The 17,919-nt window shown below is 73.4% G+C and carries 15 protein-coding genes and 1 pseudogene; 4 read left to right on the top strand and 12 right to left on the bottom strand.

Features of this window, described 5'->3' with window-relative positions:
- Window positions 1-2: 2 nt before the first annotated feature.
- From nadC to ACZ5XZ_RS31075, 4 genes are read right to left on the bottom strand one after another with little or no spacing between them, the layout of a single operon-like run.
- Window positions 3-1,082 (bottom strand): carboxylating nicotinate-nucleotide diphosphorylase, encoded by a 1,080-nt coding sequence (nadC, locus tag ACZ5XZ_RS31090; RefSeq protein WP_468984008.1) that lies wholly within the window; start codon window positions 1,080-1,082, stop codon window positions 3-5.
- The gene (locus ACZ5XZ_RS31085; RefSeq protein ID WP_468984006.1) at window positions 1,079-2,860 is read right to left on the bottom strand and encodes an L-aspartate oxidase; all 1,782 of its coding nucleotides are present in this window, start codon (window positions 2,858-2,860) and stop codon (window positions 1,079-1,081) included. Before ACZ5XZ_RS31085 ends, nadC begins: the two co-directional genes overlap by 4 nt.
- Window positions 2,857-4,035 (bottom strand): pantoate--beta-alanine ligase, encoded by a 1,179-nt coding sequence (gene panC / locus ACZ5XZ_RS31080; protein WP_468984110.1) that lies wholly within the window; start codon window positions 4,033-4,035, stop codon window positions 2,857-2,859. Before panC ends, ACZ5XZ_RS31085 begins: the two co-directional genes overlap by 4 nt.
- A gap of 11 nt (window positions 4,036-4,046) precedes the next feature.
- Window positions 4,047-5,156 (bottom strand): Rossmann-like and DUF2520 domain-containing protein, encoded by a 1,110-nt coding sequence (locus ACZ5XZ_RS31075; protein ID WP_468984003.1) that lies wholly within the window; start codon window positions 5,154-5,156, stop codon window positions 4,047-4,049.
- Between the two features lie 236 nt (window positions 5,157-5,392).
- Between ACZ5XZ_RS31075 and ACZ5XZ_RS31070 the strand changes: the two genes are divergently transcribed.
- On the top strand, window positions 5,393-6,616 hold the full coding sequence (locus ACZ5XZ_RS31070; protein WP_468984001.1) for a threonine aldolase family protein: 1,224 nt from the start codon (window positions 5,393-5,395) through the stop codon (window positions 6,614-6,616).
- A gap of 183 nt (window positions 6,617-6,799) precedes the next feature.
- Here ACZ5XZ_RS31070 and ACZ5XZ_RS31065 read toward each other — a convergent pair.
- Both ACZ5XZ_RS31065 and ACZ5XZ_RS31060 read right to left on the bottom strand, forming a co-directional pair.
- Window positions 6,800-7,556, bottom strand: a pseudogene (locus tag ACZ5XZ_RS31065) (GntR family transcriptional regulator).
- 266 nt (window positions 7,557-7,822) lie between these two features.
- Complete coding sequence (locus ACZ5XZ_RS31060; protein WP_468983998.1) at window positions 7,823-8,134, bottom strand: hypothetical protein; 312 nt, start codon at window positions 8,132-8,134, stop codon at window positions 7,823-7,825.
- Between the two features lie 100 nt (window positions 8,135-8,234).
- Between ACZ5XZ_RS31060 and ACZ5XZ_RS31055 the strand changes: the two genes are divergently transcribed.
- The gene (locus ACZ5XZ_RS31055) at window positions 8,235-9,344 is read left to right on the top strand and encodes a DUF5937 family protein (RefSeq protein ID WP_468983995.1); all 1,110 of its coding nucleotides are present in this window, start codon (window positions 8,235-8,237) and stop codon (window positions 9,342-9,344) included.
- A 25-nt stretch (window positions 9,345-9,369) separates the two neighbouring features.
- Here the strand turns inward: ACZ5XZ_RS31055 and ACZ5XZ_RS31050 are convergent, their stop codons facing one another.
- Together ACZ5XZ_RS31050 and ACZ5XZ_RS31045 are read right to left on the bottom strand one after the other, a co-directional pair.
- On the bottom strand, window positions 9,370-10,062 hold the full coding sequence (locus tag ACZ5XZ_RS31050) for a response regulator (RefSeq protein ID WP_468983993.1): 693 nt from the start codon (window positions 10,060-10,062) through the stop codon (window positions 9,370-9,372).
- Window positions 10,063-10,185: 123 nt separating this feature from the next.
- Window positions 10,186-11,391: a sensor histidine kinase gene (locus tag ACZ5XZ_RS31045; protein ID WP_468983991.1), complete on the bottom strand. Its 1,206-nt coding sequence runs from the start codon at window positions 11,389-11,391 to the stop codon at window positions 10,186-10,188.
- A gap of 284 nt (window positions 11,392-11,675) precedes the next feature.
- Between ACZ5XZ_RS31045 and ACZ5XZ_RS31040 the strand changes: the two genes are divergently transcribed.
- A complete protein-coding gene (locus tag ACZ5XZ_RS31040) occupies window positions 11,676-12,719 on the top strand; it encodes an SAM-dependent methyltransferase (protein WP_468983989.1) in 1,044 nt (347 codons plus the stop codon).
- Window positions 12,720-12,777: 58 nt separating this feature from the next.
- Window positions 12,778-13,920 carry an NADH-quinone oxidoreductase subunit D gene (locus tag ACZ5XZ_RS31035; RefSeq protein WP_468983986.1) on the top strand — a complete coding sequence of 381 codons (1,143 nt, stop codon included), beginning with the start codon at window positions 12,778-12,780 and terminating at the stop codon, window positions 13,918-13,920.
- 125 nt (window positions 13,921-14,045) lie between these two features.
- Here ACZ5XZ_RS31035 and ACZ5XZ_RS31030 read toward each other — a convergent pair whose 3' ends face one another.
- From ACZ5XZ_RS31030 to ACZ5XZ_RS31015, 4 genes are all read right to left on the bottom strand, one after another.
- The gene (locus ACZ5XZ_RS31030; RefSeq protein ID WP_468983985.1) at window positions 14,046-15,203 is read right to left on the bottom strand and encodes a hypothetical protein; all 1,158 of its coding nucleotides are present in this window, start codon (window positions 15,201-15,203) and stop codon (window positions 14,046-14,048) included.
- A gap of 64 nt (window positions 15,204-15,267) precedes the next feature.
- A complete protein-coding gene (locus ACZ5XZ_RS31025; protein WP_468983983.1) occupies window positions 15,268-16,233 on the bottom strand; it encodes an ABC transporter substrate-binding protein in 966 nt (321 codons plus the stop codon).
- 195 nt (window positions 16,234-16,428) lie between these two features.
- Window positions 16,429-17,181, bottom strand: coding sequence for an ABC transporter permease (locus tag ACZ5XZ_RS31020; RefSeq protein WP_468983980.1), 753 nt, complete (start codon window positions 17,179-17,181; stop codon window positions 16,429-16,431).
- Between the two features lie 2 nt (window positions 17,182-17,183).
- The gene (locus ACZ5XZ_RS31015; protein WP_468983977.1) at window positions 17,184-17,918 is read right to left on the bottom strand and encodes an ABC transporter permease; all 735 of its coding nucleotides are present in this window, start codon (window positions 17,916-17,918) and stop codon (window positions 17,184-17,186) included.
- Between the last annotated feature and the right edge of the window lies 1 nt (window position 17,919).

Raw genomic sequence — 17,919 nt, 5'->3', positions numbered from 1 at the left:
GGTCAGCGGCCCTCGCGCAGGTCGTCTCCGGAGCCCGCCCCGGCGGCCCCGGCCCCGTACTCGCCGTCGCTTTCGTCTTCGCGCAGGTCGAGGCCGATGTCGAGGATCGGGGAGGAGTGGGTCAGGGCGCCCACGGCCAGGTAGTCGACGCCGGTCTCGGCGTAGGCACGGGCGTTGGCGAGGGTCAGGCGCCCGGAGGACTCCAGCATCGCGCGGCCCGCCACCAGGTCCACGGCCTCCTTGGTCTGCTCCGGGGTGAAGTTGTCGAGCAGGATCAGGTCGGCGCCCTCGGCCAGGATCGGCGGGATCTGGTCGAGCCGGTCGACCTCCACCTCGATCGGCACACCGGGGAACTCGGCCCGTACGGCCGTGAACGCCGCGGCCACTCCGCCCGCCGCGACCACGTGGTTGTCCTTGATCAGCGCCGCGTCCGACAGCGACATCCGGTGGTTGACGCCGCCACCGCAGCGCACCGCGAACTTCTCCAGGGCGCGCAGCCCCGGCGTCGTCTTCCGGGTGTCGCGGACCCTGGCCTTGGTGCCTTCGAGGACGTCGGCCCACCTGCGGGTCGCGGTCGCGATGCCCGACAGCCGGCACAGGATGTTCAGCGCGCTGCGCTCGGCGGTGAGCAGATCGCGGGTGCGGGTGGTGACGGACAGCAGCTTGGCGCCGGCCTCGACCCGGTCGCCGTCCTCGACGTGCCGCTCGACGGCGAACTCGTCGGTGCACACGATGGACAGCACCGCCTCGGCGATCCGCAGCCCGGCGACCGTACCGGCCTCGCGGGCCGTGAAGTCGGCGGTGGCGACCGCGTCTTCGGGGACGGTGGCCACCGTCGTGACGTCCACGCCCTGGTCGAGGTCCTCCTCGACGGCGAGGTGCGCGATGTCCTCGACCTGTACGGGGTCCAGGCCGGCATTCACCAGGAGGGCGGCCAGGTCGGGGTCGAGGCCGCAGGTCAGCGGGTCGATCTCGTACGGGCCGCCGGCACAGCCGCAGGCGTCGCCGCAGCCTCCGCCGGTGGGGGCGCCGCCGGTGGGCCCGCCGATCTGGAGGAGGGGGAGGTCTTCGGGCGTGCTCACGGGTTCGGCTCCGTTTCGGGAAGGGTGGCGGGGAAGTTGGGCGAGTCGGATATGCCGCTGATGGCCACGGTGTGGGGCGGGCGGTAGGTGACCATGTAGTGGTGCCGGTAGAGGTCGTCCCGGCTTTCGGGGAAGTCCTCGCGCCAGTGGCAGCCACGGGTCTCCTCGCGGGCCCGGGCGCTGGCCACCAGCACCCGCGCGACGAGCAGGAGGTTGGTCGTCTCCCACCCCTCCACGCCGGGCTCGACCGCCTTGTGGTCCTCGACGCCGGCCGCGTCCTCGGCGCCGGCCGCATCCGGGCCGTCGGCCTGGCGCTGCAGCCGGAGGAGCGCCTTGGTCGCCTCCGTAAGGCTCTGCGCCGACCGCAGCACTCCGGCGCCCGCGGTCATGGCCCGCTGGATCGTGGTCCGTTCCTCGGGGGCGAGCAGCGGTGCGCACGGGCCCTCCGGGGTGACGGGCGGCCCGGGCGTACGGACCGGGCGGGCGGTGATGTCGGCGGCGATCCGCTCCGCGAACACCAGCCCTTCCAGGAGGGAGTTCGAGGCCAGCCGGTTCGCGCCGTGCACGCCGGTGCAGGCGACCTCGCCGCACGCGTACAGGCCGGGCACGGTCGTCCGGCCGTGCAGGTCGGTGCGGACTCCGCCGGAGGCGTGGTGCGCGGCGGGCGCGACCGGGATCGGCTCGGTGACGGGGTCGATGCCGTGGGAACGGCAGGCCGCCAGGATCGTCGGGAAGCGCTGCTCCCACATCCGCGCGCCGAAGTGCCGGGCGTCCAGGTACATGTGGTCGGTGCCCTGCTCCTGGGCGCGGCGCGTGATGCCCTTGGCGACGATGTCGCGCGGCGCCAGTTCGGCCAGCTCGTGCCGGCCGACCATGAAGCGGGTGCCGTCGGCGTCGACGAGGTGTGCGCCCTCGCCCCGTACGGCCTCGGAGATCAGCGGCTGCTGGCCCTCCGCTCCCGGGCCCAAGTACAGGACCGTGGGGTGGAACTGCACGAATTCGAGGTCCGAGACCTCGGCGCCGGCGCGCAGGGCGAGGGCCACGCCGTCACCGGTGGAGACTGCCGGGTTGGTGGTCGCGGAGAAGACCTGCCCCATGCCTCCGGTGGCGAGGACCACGGCGGGGGCGTGGACGGCGCCGACGCCGTCGTGCTGGCCCTCCCCCATGACGTGCAGGGTGACGCCGGAGGTTCGGCCTTCGGCATCCTTGAGCAGGTCCAGGACGAGGGCGTTCTCGATGGTGCGCAGTCCGGCGGCGCGGACCGCCTCGACCAGCGCGCGGGAGATCTCGGCCCCGGTGGCGTCGCCGCCGGCGTGCACGATACGGCTGCGGTGGTGGCCGCCCTCACGGGTGAGCGCTATCTCGTCGCTGCCCGGTGCGGTGTCGAAGCGCGCACCGGTGCCGATCAGCCGGTGGACGGCGTCCGGGCCTTCGGTGACCAGGGTGCGTACGGCCACCTCGTCGCAGAGTCCGGCGCCCGCGACCAGGGTGTCGGCAAGGTGCTGCTCGGGGGTGTCGCCGTCGCCCAGGGCCGCCGCTACGCCGCCCTGCGCCCAACGGGTGGAGCCGTCGTCCAGGCGGGCCTTGGTGACGACGACGGTCCGGCGGCCGGCCGCGGCGCAGCGCAGGGCGGCGGTCAGCCCGGCCACGCCGGAACCCACGACGACGACGTCCGCCTCGATGGACCAGCCGGGGGCGGGGGCGTTCAGACGTATGCCGGTGCCTGGTACGGGGTCGGTGCCTGCTCCGGTGGCAGGGCCTGTTCCGGTGGCGGTCATCGGGTCGCTCCGAGGGGGCCTTGGGGGGTGGTGGGCGGTGTGGCGGGTGTGGCGGACGCGCCGGGGGCCGGCGTCGTCCCGCCGGAGCGGGGCGCTGCCCGGTGGGCGGCCTCGTCCTGTGGGGGCGAGGCTCCGAAGACGAGACGGATGTTGTCGATGAGGCGCGTGGTGCCCACCTTGGCGGCCACCGCGAGGATGCCCTCGCCCTGGTAGCCGTCCGGGATCTCGGTGAAGTCCGACGGATCGACCAGTGCCAGGTAGTCGAGCGCGAGCGGCGGATCGAGCTGGGCGGCGTCGTCCAGGACCGCGCGGGCCGCGGCGCGCGCCACGGACGGCCCGTGCGGCGGGCCGGCGGCCGCGTAGGCGACGGCGTGCGCGTCGGCGGCGGCGCGGTCCTCGCCGATCGCGGCCAGCGCCGCGGAGCGGTCCTGTGCCGGGTGGCCGGCAAAGGCGGCGCGGGCGCGCAGCGCCTCCTCGGCGGTGAGCCGGTCGCGGGCCGCGAACAGGGCGGCGGACAGCGCCAGCGCGGTGCGCCGCTCCGGGGTGGACAGGTAGCGGTTGCGGCTGGAGAGGGCGAGGCCGTCGTCCTCGCGCACCGTGGGGACGCCGACGATCTCGACGGGGAAATTCAGGTCGGCCGCCATCCGCGTGATGACGGCGAGCTGCTGGGCGTCCTTCTGGCCGAAGAACGCGAGGTCCGGCGCGGTCAGATGCAGCAGCTTGGCGACGACGGTGAGCACACCGTCGAAGTGGCCGGGGCGGCTGGCGCCCTCCAGGCGGGTGCCCATGGGGCCCGCGGCGATCCGGATCTGCGGCTCGCCGCCCGGGTAGACCTCCTCCACGGACGGGGCGAAGACCACATCCGCGCCGGCCGCCACGGCCAGCTCGACATCCGCGTCCAGGGTGCGCGGGTAGCGGTCCAGGTCCTCGCCCGCCCCGAACTGCAGCGGATTGACGAAGACGGTGACGACGACCTGACCGTCCGGCCCGACCCGGCGGCGGGCGGTGCGGACCAAGGTGGCGTGTCCCTCGTGCAGCGCCCCCATGGTCATGACGACGGCGCGAGCGCCGCCTCGGCGCGGCAGGTCGCGCAGCGCGGCGGCGGTGTGCAGGAGGGGGGCGGGGTGCGCCGGTGCGGGGTCCGGGGACGGCTGCGGTGCCGGCGTCGGGCTCACGGGCGAGGAGGTCACCGGTCGTCTCCTTCAGGGCCGTGGTCGGGGGTGTCGGGGCCTTGTTCCGGGGTGCCGGGGGTGTCGGGGCACGGCCCGGGGGCGCCGGGGTCCGGGGCGGCCGTACCGGGGGCGTCGGAGCCGTGGCCGGTCGTGCCGGGGGCGCCGGAGCCCTGGCCGGTCGTGCCGGGGGCGGCTGCGCCGGAGGCGGGGCCGGGGCCGTCGCCGGCGTCCGCGAGCACGTCGAGGAGGTCCTCGGCCAGTTCCGGCTTCAGCAGGCCGTGGGCGAGCGCCCGGTCCGCGGTCGTACGGGCCATGGCGAGATAGCCCGCGACGCTCTGCGGCGCGTGCCGGCGCAGCTCGGCGACATGGGCGGCCACGGTGCCGGCGTCACCACGCGCGACCGGTCCGGTCAGCGCCGCGTCACCGGAGCGCAGCGCGTTGTCCAGCGCCGCGCCGAGCAGCGGGCCGAGCATCCGGTCCGGGGCCTGCACGCCCGCGTCGCGCAGCAGCTCCATCGACTGGGCCACGAGCGTGACCAGGTGGTTCGCGCCGATCGCGAGCGCCGCGTGGTAGAGCGGACGGGAGGATTCCGCGATCCATTCGGGTTCCCCGCCCATCTCGATGACCAGCGCCTCGGCGGCCATCCGCAGCTCGTCGGGGGCGGTCACCCCGAAAGAGCAGCCGGCCAGCCGCTGGACGTCCACGGAGGTGCCGGTGAACGTCATGGCCGGGTGCAGGGCGAGCGGCAGCGCACCGGCCCGGGTGGCCGGGTCCAGCACCGCCGTCCCGTAGCGCCCCGAGGTGTGCACCAGCAGTTGGCCCGGCCGTACGGCGCCGGTCTCCGCAAGCCCGCTCACCAGGCCCGCGAGGGCGTCGTCGGGAACAGTCAGCAGGACGAGGTCGGCGCGGGCGAGCACCTCGGCCGGGGTGACCAGCGGGACGTCGGGCAGCAGCTCGGCGGCACGCCGTACGGAGGCGTCGGAGACTCCCGACACGGCTACCGGGCGATGCCCTGCGAGCTGCAGCGACGCGGCGAGGGCGGGCCCGACACGGCCTGCGCCGACGACTCCGACGGTCAGCCGGGCGGGGCGGTCCTGGGCCTCGATGGGTGTGGTTGCGTTCACGCGGCGATGGCCTTCCGTTCCAGTCCGCGGGGGGTACCGGACGATTCCTCGCCATGCTACGCGAGTGCTTCCGGCGTGCTTCCGTGCTGTACGGAGGGTGAGACGGGGGTCTCTCGCGAGAGTTATCCACAGGGGTCGCGGGCCCGCGACGGGCTAGGTCATGATCAGTGCATCGGCGCGCGGAAGGCGCGGGAAAAGGGCAGGCAGGCAGCGGACAGAGCACGGCAGGGGGACCGATGAAGCACATGACGCAAGCAGGGGACGGCGCTCCGGACGGATCTGCGCGGGACGCCGGCGGCGCACCGGTCGAGCGGGAGCGGATGCTCGCGGCGTTCCGCGGCTCGGAGCGGGTGCTGCCGGGCGGGGCGCCCGTCGAGACCGTCCGCGAGCGGCTGAAGCGCCTGGTGGCCGACGCTCCCGCCGCATACGACCTGGACGACTGGATCGATGTCTACGGCAACGGCGACGGCATAGTCGGCGAGCTGGAGCGCCGGACGGCCGAAATCCTGGGCACCGAGGCCGCCGCCTTCTTCCCGACCGGCACGATGGCCCAGCAGGTGGCGCTGCGCTGCTGGGCGGGGCGTACGGGCAACGCGACGGTCGCCGGTCACCCCCGCTCCCATCTGGAGGTGCATGAGCGCGATGCCTATGCGGTGGTCAGCGGGCTGCGCATGGTGCATCCGACCGGCGCTCCCCGGCTGCCGACCGCCGCCGAGATATACGACCTCCAGGAGCCGTTCGGCACCCTCGCGCTCGAACTCCCGCTGCGCGACGCCGGGTTCGTGCTGCCCGCCTGGGAGGAGCTGACCGCTGTGGTGGCGGCGGCCCGGGACCGCGATGCGGTGGTGCACTTCGACGGGGCACGGCTGTGGGAGTGCGGCCGGCACTTCGACCGCTCCCTCCCGGAGATCGCGGCCCTCGCGGACAGCGTGTACGTCTCGTACTACAAGTCGCTCGGCGGCATATCGGGCGCCGCGCTCGCCGGCAGCGAGGACTTCGTGGCGGAGGCGCGCGCCTGGCGGCACCGATACGGCGGCCAACTGTTCCAGCAGTGGCCGACCGCACTGGCCGCTCTGGCCGGCCTGGACCACGAGCTGCCACGGCTGCCCGGGTACGTGGCGCACGCCGAGGTCGTGGCGCGGGCGCTGCGCGACGGTCTGGCCGAGGCGGGTGTGCCGTGGTTCAGGGTGCACCCACAGGTTCCGCACACCCACGAGTTCCAGCTGTGGCTGCCGTACCCGCCCGCGGCGCTGAACGAGGCCGTGGTCCGGCAGGCGGAGGAGACCAGGACGACGGTGTTCCGCAAATGGTTCGAGCCGGATCTGGCCGGGCCGCCCGGGGTGGCGATGACAGAGATGACGGTCGCCGCCTCCGCCATGGAGTGGACCGCCACGGACGTCCGAACGGCGGTCGCGGAGTTCATGGGCTATGTGAGGAGGGTGACGGGGACGGCCTCCTAACAACGGGCCGGGCCGCACGGACACGGACCGGGCCGCATCGGCACGGACTTCGTCCCGGACACGACCGAGGCAGGTACCGAGTCACGCCCCGGCATCCCAGAGCACGCGGCGCGCCACGCGACCCGACGCTCTGGCCTCCGGCGGCCCGACCCCCGCGGCTGCGGACTCGGCGGACGGACCGGCTCACGCGTCGAAGTCGTACTCCAGCACATAGGCCGACGAGTCGAGCGTCATCTCGTTGACCTCAACCGCGTGCCCCTCCTCGGTCACCGCCGTACGGCTGATGAGGATCACAGGCGTGCCGGAGGGCAAACGCAACCGCTCGGCCTCGTCTGTCGAGGGCATGCGGACCCGCACCTCCTCCCGGAAGCGCACCGGTCCCGCACCCAGTTCCGCGAGCCGGGCGTAAATGCCGCCAGGCCCGCTATCGGGTTGGGTGATCGCCGACCCTGCCACCAGATCGGCCGGGAGGAAGGACGTGGAGAGCAGCACGGGTTTCCCGTCGAGCACGAAGCGACGCCTGCGTACACAGACAGCCGCACCCGGCGCGATGTCGAGCCGCGCCGCAAGGGAATCGCCCGCCCGCTCTTCGCCGATGGTGGCTTCATCCACCACCAGGTCCCGATCGGGCACATCAGCCGACCAGACCGATTGCCCGGCGCCCCCGGCGCTCCCGCGCCGGGCGAGGAACCCCGCGCCGCCGGATCGGCCGGAAACTCCGCACGAACACTCCAGCGCCCTTACGCGACTCGGCCAGCCCCTCGGAACGCAGCACTCCCAGAGCCTGACGCGCCGTCATCCGCGCGACGCCGTGCTCGGCCATCAGATCGTTCTCGCCGGGCAGGCGATCGCCCGGCTGCTATGCGCCTGAGGCGATGGCCTGCTTCAAAGACTCGGCGATCCGCTGGTACTTGGGCGACTGCTTGTCCTGGCCAACCATGGCGGCGCTGCCCTCCTGGCGATCTCTAGACCTCCTAGAGATGTGTCCACGCCTGCTCCCTTGGTCAAGCCCAGGCGGAAGGCCGTGTTACCTGCTCTCGACGGATGGCGACCCCATTGCGCGTCGCGCGGAGCCGGGGGCATCGGCTCGGGGGTGCCTAGAGCCGCTCCGGCGCCGGTGCCGGAGCGCTGGGGCCTGGGCGCCGGAGCGCTGGGGTCTAGTCCGGAGCGCTGGCCCGCTGGTCCGGCTCTGGCCCAGCGGGCCCCCTAGGCGCGGAGCAAGCCGTTGCCGTCTCGGGTGGTCGACTGCGACGAGCGGTTCTCGGCCGGGGTGGGGGCGAGGGGGTGGGGGGCGGGGCGGGGGCGGGGGCGGGGGAAGCCCGGGACGGCTGCGCGTACGGCCCGCCGGATCCGCCCCAGCCCCACCCCCTGCGCTCCGAGGACCACGGCCTGGAAGCGTCGCCACCGGCGGATCTCGTGGGCGGTGCGGACGGTGTGGAGGCCCGGGGCGGGTGGGGTGGCTTCGGCTCGCTGGGCGGCGCGATAGGTGTCGAGGAGGTGCTGCTGCATGGCGTCCATGGCTCCCACTGTGGGGCGCTCGGGCATGCCGGGGCGCGTCGATTGACGGGAGCCGTCAATCGACGACCGTGCAGGTCGCGGGCTCGCGCATGATGGGTTCATGGCCAACGTCATCGACATCACCGGGCTGCCGTCGGAGCGCATCGTCTTCTCCCCCTCGCCCCTGGCGGAGCTGAGCGCCGCGCTGCACGCGCTGTCCGAGCCGGGGCACCACCCCGGGCTGCACGGCTGGGTCACCGCCACCAACGCGGCGCTGAAGACCGACCTCGCCGACCGGCTGTGCGAGGCGGATTTCCTGTGGCGCTCCTCGCGCTCCGACCTCCTGCTGCCGGCCCGTCCCGGGGCGACGCTGGCCGAGGACCTGGACGAGCTGGACAAGATCGACGACGAGCGGTTCGTGGCCGCCGCGTTCGAGATCTCCTGCTCGGCGAAGTACACCCACCCCACCCCGTCGCCCCTCGTCGACGCGGACGAGCGGGCGCGCGTACGGGAGATGGCCGCCGCGCGGGGCCCCCGGCAGGCGGCCTTCACCGACCGGATGCTGACCGATCCCGACGGTCTGCGGGTGTGGCTGCGCCGGCTGTTCGAGGACTGCGAGGAGGCGTTCTTCGGGGACATCTGGCGGCGGGTGGGCATCCAACTGGCCGCGGACGCCCGGCACAAGACCGAGCTGCTGCGCCGCAAGGGCCTGGCCGAGACGCTGCCCGCGACGTCGGCGGCGCTGTCGCTGGAGGAGGCGCAGGACGGCAGCGGCGGCGTACGCATCATGATCGACAAGCTGGCCAGCGGCCGTACGACGGCGTATGCGAGCCCCGCGGACCCCGGCGTGACGTTCCTGCCGACGTCGTTCGGCTGGCCGCATCTGGTGTTCAGCCATGCGCCGGGGTGGCGTCCGGTGATCCAGTACCCGGTCGCCAGCCCGGAGTTGCCGGCGCCGGCCGCGCTGGAACTCGTACAGCAGCGGCTGGAGGCGCTGGCGCACCCGATGCGGATGCAGCTGTGCCGCACGCTGTCGCGGGGGCCGCACACGACGGGGGAGCTGGCGAACGCGTACGGCATCACCCCGCCGGAGGTGTCACGTCATGTCGCGATGCTGAAGAAGGCCGGGCTGATCCAGACGCGGCGCCGTGGGCGCTATGTGCTGCACCAGCTGGACCTCCAGGTGGTGGCCCGGCTGGGAAGCGACTTCCTTGAAGGCGTGCTGCGTTGAGGGAGCCCGCTCCGCGTCCGCTCCGCTACGCGCCCGCTCCGCCTGACCCGCCCGCCCGTACCAGCCCCGTCTCGTAGGCGAGGACCACTGCCTGGACCCGGTCGCGCAGGCTCAGTTTGGTGAGGATCCGGCCGACATGGGTCTTGACGGTGGCCTCCGACAGCACCAGCCGGGCCGCGATCTCACCGTTCGACAGGCCCTGGGCGACCAGCAGCAGCACCTCCCGCTCGCGTTCGGTCAGCCGCTCCAGCTCGGGCCGGGACGGCTCGGCGGCGGTGGCGGGCAGCATCGGCGTGAAGCGGTCGAGGAGCCGGCGGGTGGTGGACGGCGCGACGACCGCGTCGCCGCTCTCCACCGCCCGGATGGCGGCGAGCAGTTCGTTGGGCGGCACGTCCTTGAGCATGAAGCCGCTGGCGCCGGCCTTCAGCGCGGAGAAGGCGTATTCGTCCAGGTCGAAGGTGGTCAGGATGAGCACCTTCGGGGCGCCCTCCTTCTGCCCGCCCTCGCAGATCCGGCGGGTGGCCTCCACCCCGTCCAGATGCGGCATGCGGACGTCCATGAGGATCACGTCGACCTTGGTGGAGCGCAGTACCTCCAGGGCCTCCACTCCGTTACCCGCCTCGGCGACGACCTCCATGTCGGGCTGCGCGGCCAGCACCATCCGGAAGCCGGTGCGCAGCAGCACCTGGTCGTCGACGAGCATCACGCGGATGGTCATGGCGTGGGGATCCCTTCAGGCAGGAGAGTGGGGCGGCCGAGCGTAACGGGGTCGAGGCGGTGGGCGGGGCGGGTGCGTCGGCGGCGCGGACCGTGGCGGGCCGTGGCGGCCTGCCGACGGTGCTCACCGCTCCGGTTTGAGCGGCAGTACGGCGGTGACGCGGAAGCCGCCGCCCGGTCGCGGGCCCGCGGTCAGGCTGCCGCCGACCATGCCGACCCGTTCGCGCATGCCGATCAGGCCGTGCCCGAGGCCGTCCGCGCCGCCCTCTTCGTAGAGCTCGTGCTGGGCGCCCCGTCCGTCGTCCTCGACGAGCAGGTCGAGTTCGTCGTCCTTGTAGGCCAGGCGGACGGTGGATCCGACATCGGGGCCGCCGTGCTTGCGGGTGTTGGTGAGCGCTTCCTGGACGATGCGGTACGCGGTCAGTTCGACGCTGCTGGGCAGCGGGCGGGCTTCGCCCTCCACCCGGAAGTCGACCGGGAGTCCGGCGCCGCGCACCTGGTCGATGAGATCACTCAGCTGCTCGACGCCCGGCTGGGGGACGTACTCGCCGCTCTCGGGCTGTTCGCCGGTGCGCAGTACGCCCAGCAGTCGGCGCATCTCGGCCAGTGCCTGGCGCCCGGTGCCGGAGATCGTCTCCAGGGCCTGGCGGGTCTGTTCGGGGGCGGTGTCCAGGACGTAGGCGGCGCCGTCGGCCTGGACGACCATCACCGAGACGTTGTGGGCGACGACGTCGTGCAGCTCGCGGGCGATCCGGGCGCGTTCGGCGGCGACCGCGATCCGGGACTGCGCCTCGCGCTCCTTCTCCAGCCGGGCGGCCTTCTCCTCCAGCTGCGCCCAGTAGGCGCGGCGGGTGCGCATGGAGTCGCCGAGCACCCAGGCCAGCACGAAGGGCACGGTGAGCAGCGCGGTGAAGAACGCCATCTCCCACACCGGCCGGCTGGTGGGCCCCTCGGAGAAGCGCCACAGGGACAGAGCGGGGCCCAGGAGGGCGCCGGCGAGCGCGCAGCGGGAGGCCCAGCGGGGGATGGTGGGGCCGGAGGCGACGGTGTAGGTGATCACGAACATCGCGAAGTCACCTGGGTTGGTCGGGATGGCGAAGACCAGTTGGCCGACGCCGATGGCGGCCGTCAGCAGCAGCATCTTCACGGGCGCCTTGCGGCGCAGCGCGATGACGAGGCACAGGCCGACTGTGAAGATCGCAGCGATGATCTGCTCGGTGCCCGAGGTCTCGGCCGCGAGCCACAGCCCGCTGAACCCGAGGAGGAGGACGGCCCAGAAGGTGTCCACTCCCGTCGGGTTCCTGCGGAGGAAGTCGTAGAGGCGCTGCACGTAACCCAGCGTAGGCAGGCCGGATAGGTGTACGGGTCAACCGGAGGAGCGATCCTGGGCGACCGGCCTACTCCGCAAGGTGGAGACTCTCTGCGCCGAATGTGGTGGACCGGAGGACGATCTCCACATCTCCTCGCGGTTTCCGCGTGGCCGAGCCGCTTCTCCGCCTGGGCCGATCCGCTTCTCCGCCTGGGCCGGTCCCCGTCGTCGCCCCGCGAGCCGATCCGCGGTCCCCAGGTCTCCCCGTCGGCCGGGCGCCCGAGCCCGCCCGTACCGTGGGGCAGGTGACGAACGAGTGGTGCGGCTGGCGGGACGCGACGGAGCGGGCGCTGTACGGGGCGGACGACGGCTTCTACACCCGGCCCGGCGGCCCCGGCCCGGCCGGCCACTTCCGTACCTCCGTCCATGCCTCTCCGCTCTACGCCGGTGCGGTCGCCACGCTCCTGTGCCGCGTCGACGCCGCACTCGGCCACCCGGACGAGCTGGCGCTGATCGACGTCGGCGCCGGGCGCGGCGAGCTGCTGACCGGGGTGCTGGCCGCGCTGCCCGACGAGGTCGCCGCACGGCTGCGTCCGTACGCCGTGGAGCGCGCCGCCCGCCCCGAGGGCCTGGACCGGCGGATCGGCTGGCTGGCCGAGCTGCCCGCCCCCGGCTCGGTCACCGGGCTGCTGTTCGCGAACGAATGGCTCGACAACGTGCCGGTCGACGTCGTCGAGACGGATGCGGACGGCGTGCCGCGCCGGGTCCTGGTCCGCGCCGACGGCACCGAGCGGCTGGGCGAGCCGGTCGACGGGGCGGACGCGGAGTGGCTGCGCCGGTGGTGGGCACCTCCGCTGAGCGCCTCCGAGGACGCCACGGCCGATGCCCCCTCCCCCGGGCTGCGCGCCGAAATCGGCCGTCCCCGGGACCAGGCCTGGGCGCGGGCGGTCCGCTCGCTGCGCGCCGGGCTCGCGGTCGCCGCCGACTACGCCCACGAACGGGGCGGCCGCCCGCTCTTCGGCACCCTCACCGGTTTCCGCGACGGCCGCGAGGTGCACCCCGTCCCGGACGGCAGCTGCGACCTCACCGCCCATGTCGCGCTGGACGCCTGCGCCGGCCCGTCGGCGGAGCGGCTGACCCAGCGCGAGGCGCTGCGCGCCCTGGGGGTGGACGGCCGGCGCCCGCCGCTCGCCTTGGCCGGTACGGACCCGGGCGCCTACCTGCGGGCGCTGAGCGCGGCGGGTGCGGCGGCGGAGCTGACCGACCCGGCGGGCCTGGGCGGCTTCGGCTGGCTCCTGGAGCCGGTGGGCGGGGAGTGCGCGGGACTGCTCACGGGGCGGGAGGCCTGAGCGGCTCAAGGGGTGGGACACCTGAGAGGCGTGGACCGGGTGCTGCGAGACTGTTCCCATGACGGAGACGACGGTCGGCATCGGCGGCGCGGCGGAGAGCACCGACATGGTGCTGAACATCGGCCCGCAGCATCCCTCGACGCACGGTGTGCTGCGGCTTCGCCTCGTCCTGGACGGCGAGCGGATCCAGCACGCCGAGCCGGTGATCGGCTATATGCACCGCGGCGCGGAGAAGCTCTTCGAGGCGCGCGACTACCGCCAGATCATCATGCTCGCCAACCGGCACGACTGGCTGTCGGCGTTCTCCAACGAGCTGGGCGTGGTGATGGCCGTCGAGCGGATGCTGGGCATGGAGGTGCCCGAGCGCGCGGTGTGGGTGCGGACGCTGCTGGCCGAGCTGAACCGCGTGCTGAACCATCTGATGTTCCTCGGCTCCTACCCCCTGGAGCTGGGTGGTATCACCCCCGTCTTCCACGCGTTCCGTGAGCGCGAGGAGCTCCAGACCGTCATGGAGGAGATCTCCGGCGGCCGGATGCACTACATGTTCAACCGCGTCGGCGGTCTCAAGGAGGACCTGCCGGCCGGCTGGCTCGGCCGGGCCCGGCACGCCGTCGCCGATGTGCGCTCCCGGATGGACGTCTTCGACAACCTGGTCCTGGGCAACGAGATCTTCCGCGGCCGTACGCGGGGGATCGGCGTGCTCGCGCCCGAGACGGTGCACGCGTACGGCGTCTCCGGGCCGATCGCCCGCGCCTCCGGTGTCGACTTCGACCTGCGGCGCGACGAGCCGTACCTGGCGTACGGGGAGCTGCAGTCCACGCTCAAGGTCGTCACCCGGCAGGAGGGCGACTGCCTGGCGCGCTTCGAGTGCCTGCTGGAGCAGAGCCACAACGCGCTCGATCTCGCCGATGCCTGCCTGGACCGGATCGCCGAGCTGCCAGCGGGGCCGATCAACCAGCGGCTCCCCAAGGTCTTGAAGGCGCCCGAGGGCACGACGTACGCCTGGACCGAGAACCCCCTGGGGATCAACGGCTACTACCTCGTCTCCAAGGGCGACAAGACCCCCTACCGCCTCAAGCTGCGCTCGGCGTCGTTCAACAACATCCAGGCGCTGGTGGAGCTGCTGCCGGGGACGCTGGTCGCCGACATGGTGGCGATTCTCGGGTCGCTCTTCTTCGTCGTGGGCGACATCGACAAGTAGGCGGCGGGCGACTCGTCCACACCCTGTGGACGGGGGTCGCGGGAGCCCAGACCGTCGGAAAGCGTTCGGCCCCGGAGCCTGTGAGGGCTCCGGGGCCGAACTGCCGGATGTGGCGACCGAGGTGGTCAGGACATCGCGGTGCGCAGCGCGCCGAGGTCGAGCTGTTCGGTCTCGTCGTGCGCGGTGAGGTCGATGACCTCGCCCGCGCCGGTGGTGGTCTCGCCGTCCGCGACCGGTTCGGCGGCCTCCTCGCCGTCCGTCCCGGCGCGCCCCGCGGTCAGCTCCGCACGAGCCTCCTTGCGCGCCTCTGTACGCGCCACACGGGCCTTGGCGCGGGCCGACTGCTCCGCGAGCGCCTCGTCGCCGACGACGTCCGCCAGATCGTCCTCCAGCGGCGCGGGCAGCTCCCGGGGGCCGGCGGCAGCCGCGTTGCCGAAGAAGTCGAAGCCGCCCAGTTCGCGCGAGGCGGTGGGGCGGTGCGGGGCGACGGCGGTGGCGGTGGCCGGGACGGGGCGGAGCGCGGGTCCGGCGGCGGTGGCCGTACGGGCGTGGCGTGCCTCGCCCGTGCGCTCGGCGGCGGCCGCCCGGCTGTTCCCCCGGCTGTTCTCACCGTCCTGGGCGCTCTGGGCGCTGGGGGCGGTGTGGCCGTTTTGGGCGGCGCGCTGCCGGGCGGCGTTACGGGCCAGTTGGCCCAGCGCCCGGTCGGCCCGCGCGTACAGGGCGGGGGTCGGGCCCTGGCGGTCCGCGGCCGGGCGGCCCGGGGGTGTGGCGGGCTCGCGCTGGGCCGGGACGGGCCCGGCGACGGCCGGCAGCGCCCTGGTCGGGGCGGCGGCCTCTATGGCGAGCAGCCGGCGGCCCTCCAGGGCGCTGGCCCGCTCGGTCTCGGCGGTGGCGTAGCGGCGCAGCAGCTCGGCGTGCTCGCTGCGCAGCCGGGCCAATTCGGCACGCTTGGCGCGCAGTTTGGTGTCCAGGGCCGCGCGGAGCTCGCGGGACTCCTCGACGTCCGTTTCGAGCTCGGCTATCCGCTCCTCGGTGCGCCACTCGTCGCGCACCCGGGCGCGGGTGAGTTCGGCGACCCGTCGGCCGGCCTTGCGGTCCCAGCTCCGCAGCAGGACGGCGCCGGTCAGTGCGGCGGCTGCCGCGCCCGCGGCGAGCACCCGTTGCACCAGATCGTCGCCGACAAACCACGCGCCCGCGGCGCAGGCGATTGACGCACCGGCGACCGTCGAGGGAGGAAGCAGCCGGTGGAGGGGTGGTGAATGGCGGTGGCGTCCTCGTGGCATGGCCAGAAACTTACCGTGCGTGCGGGACCTATGGGGCCCCGCCCGCCAATCCGTTTCCCGCTGGTTACTTCTTGGCCAGCCCCTTGGACTCCAAAAACGCCTGCGCGACATCCGCGGGCTTGAGCCGCTCGGCATCCACCTTGCGGTTCAGGTCGATCAGATCTTCGGTCGTCAGGGCGTTCGCGAGCTTCCCGAGGGCGGCCTCGATCTCCTTGCCACCTGCGCTCTTGGCATTCACCACCGGCAGCACATTGTCGGCGTTCTGGAGCTTCTTGTCGTCCTTGAGAAGCACCAGGTCGAAGTTGTCGAGCGTGGCGTCCGTGGTCGTGGTGAGCACCAGTTGGTCGGTGCCGTCCTTGACCGCCTGCTTGGCCTGCGGGGTCCCGACTCCCTTGGGGTCCAGGCCCGTGATGTCGATGCCGTACGTCCGCTCCAGGCCCGGCTTGCAGAACACCCGGGTCTCGCACTCCTCGCCCGCCGCGAGTTTGATCTTCTGCTTCGATTTGCCGAGGTCGGAGAGGGTCTTCAGCTTGTGCTCGGCGGCGAATTCCTTGGTGACCGCGAACGCGTTCTGATCCGTCGCCCCGCCCGCGGGCAGGACCTTGAGTCCGCGCGGCCCGGCGAGCTTCTTCAGCGCCGCCACCGTCTTGTCGACGTCACTGGAGGCGACGGGCTTCGCCTTGCTGCCGTTCTTCTTCGCGTTGAGGAATTCGGCGAGCGTGGAGGCGTATTCCGGAACCACATCGATCTGGCCCTTCTCCAGGGCCGGTTCATACAGCTCGCGATTGGCGAGCGTCTGCACCCGGGTGCGGTATCCGGCGTCGGCGAGGACCTTGGAATATATCTCGGCGAGCACCTTCGACTCGGTGAAACCGGCCGAGCCGATGACGAGCTCGCCCTTGCCTCCCTTGCCGTCGCCGCCGCCCTTCTCCTCCAGGCTCTGGCCACCGCACGCGGCCAGTCCGGCCGCCAGCGCGACGACGGTGCCCGCGACAAGCGCGGTCCGGGCCGCGCGCGACTTGCTGCTCATGGATGCCACCATTCAGTCCGTTCGGATCAGCTCGGGTCCGGCCGGGTCGGGTTCGGTTCGTGGTCCGGTCGGGTTCGGGTCGGTCAGGTTGTGATCGGGGCGGTCGGGTCGTGGTCGGGTCAGGTCGTGCCGGGTCGGCAAGGGCGCGCGGCCGGACCGGTCGAGGCGGTCGGGGACGTCGGCCGGCTTCGGTCCCTACGGGGCGGGTGCCGATGCCGGTGTGCCGCGGCTGCGCCCCTCGCCCGCGCCCCCGGTCGTACGCGAGGCCGTCCGCGCGGCGCGGCGCCGCCCCCGCATCGGGTCCAGGAGCCGCTCCGCGAGGACGAGTACGCCCTCCACGGCCAGGGCGAGCACGGCCACCAGCACGGCGCCCGCGACGACCTGGGCGGTGTCGTAGTTGCCGAAGCCGGCGGTGATGATCCGGCCCAGGCCCCCGCCGCCGGCGAGCGCGGCCAGCGTCGCGGTCGCCACCACCTGGACCGTGGCCGACCGCAGGCCGGTCATGATCAGCGGGTAGGCGAGCGGTATCTCGACCCGCACCAGGAGCTGCGGCCCCGACATCCCCATCCCACGCGCCGCCTCGACCACGTCACGGTCCGCCTCCCGCATGCCCAGATAGGCGTTGGTCAGCAGCGGCGGTACGGCGAACAGCACCAGCGCGATGATCGTCGGCCAGTCCCCGTGCCGCCCCAGCGGACTGAGCGTCAGCAGCACCAGCACCGCGAACGTCGGTACCGCGCGCCCCACGTTGGAGAGGTTGACCGCCAGGGCCCCGCCCTTGCCGATGTGCCCCAGATACAGCGCCAGCGGCAGGGCTATCAGGCAGGCGAGGAGCAGGCACAGCCCGCTGAGCCAGACATGCTCGGCCAGCCGATGCCACACCCCCTTCTCCCCCGCCCAGTTGGCCGCCGTCGTCAGCCACTGCCAGGCATCCGCGATCGCCCCCATGCTCAGCCCACCGCCTTCGCCGTCCGTGCGCCGCGCCGCGCACGGGACGTCGCCCGCGCCTGCGCCCGCGTCCAGGGCGTCAGCAGCCGCTGAAGGCCCATCAGCAGCACATCGGCCGCCAGCGCCAGCAGCACGCACAGCACCGACGCCGTCAGCACTTCCGCCTTGAAGAAGCCCTCCATGCCGCTGGATATGAGATTCCCCAGGCCGCCGTATCCGACGACGGAGCCGACGGTCGTCATCGCCACCGTCGAGACCGTCGCGATCCGCAGGCCGGCCACCACCGCGGGCAGCGCCAGCGGGAGCTCCACCTCGAACAGCAGCCGTGCGGAGCCGTACCCCATCCCGCGGGCGGCCTCCCGCACCTCGGCGGGCACCGCCTGCAGACCGGCGAGGATGTTGCGCACCAGGATCGTCAGCGAATACAGCACCAGGCCCGTGACGACCACCGCCGCCGAGACCCCGAACACCGGTGTCAGCAACGCGAACATCGCCAGCGACGGGACCGTGTACAGCACCGTCGTCAGCCCCAGGACCGGCCCGGCCGCGCCCCGGCGGTGCCGGGCGAGCAGCGCCAGCGGAAAGGCGATCAGCAGGCCGATCGCCACGGACACGGCGGTGATGCCGAGGTGCTGGACCGTCGCGTCCACCAACTCCTGGCTGCGGGTGCGCAGATACTCACCACAGATCCAGTCGTTCGTCACCAGACAGCTCGGCCCGGCGGCACTGCCGCTCATG

Source organism: Streptomyces sp. NPDC033270 (genome assembly GCF_055576575.1).
The sequence above is the reverse complement of the archived record's forward strand: the minus strand, read 5'-3'. Positions and strand labels throughout refer to the sequence as shown.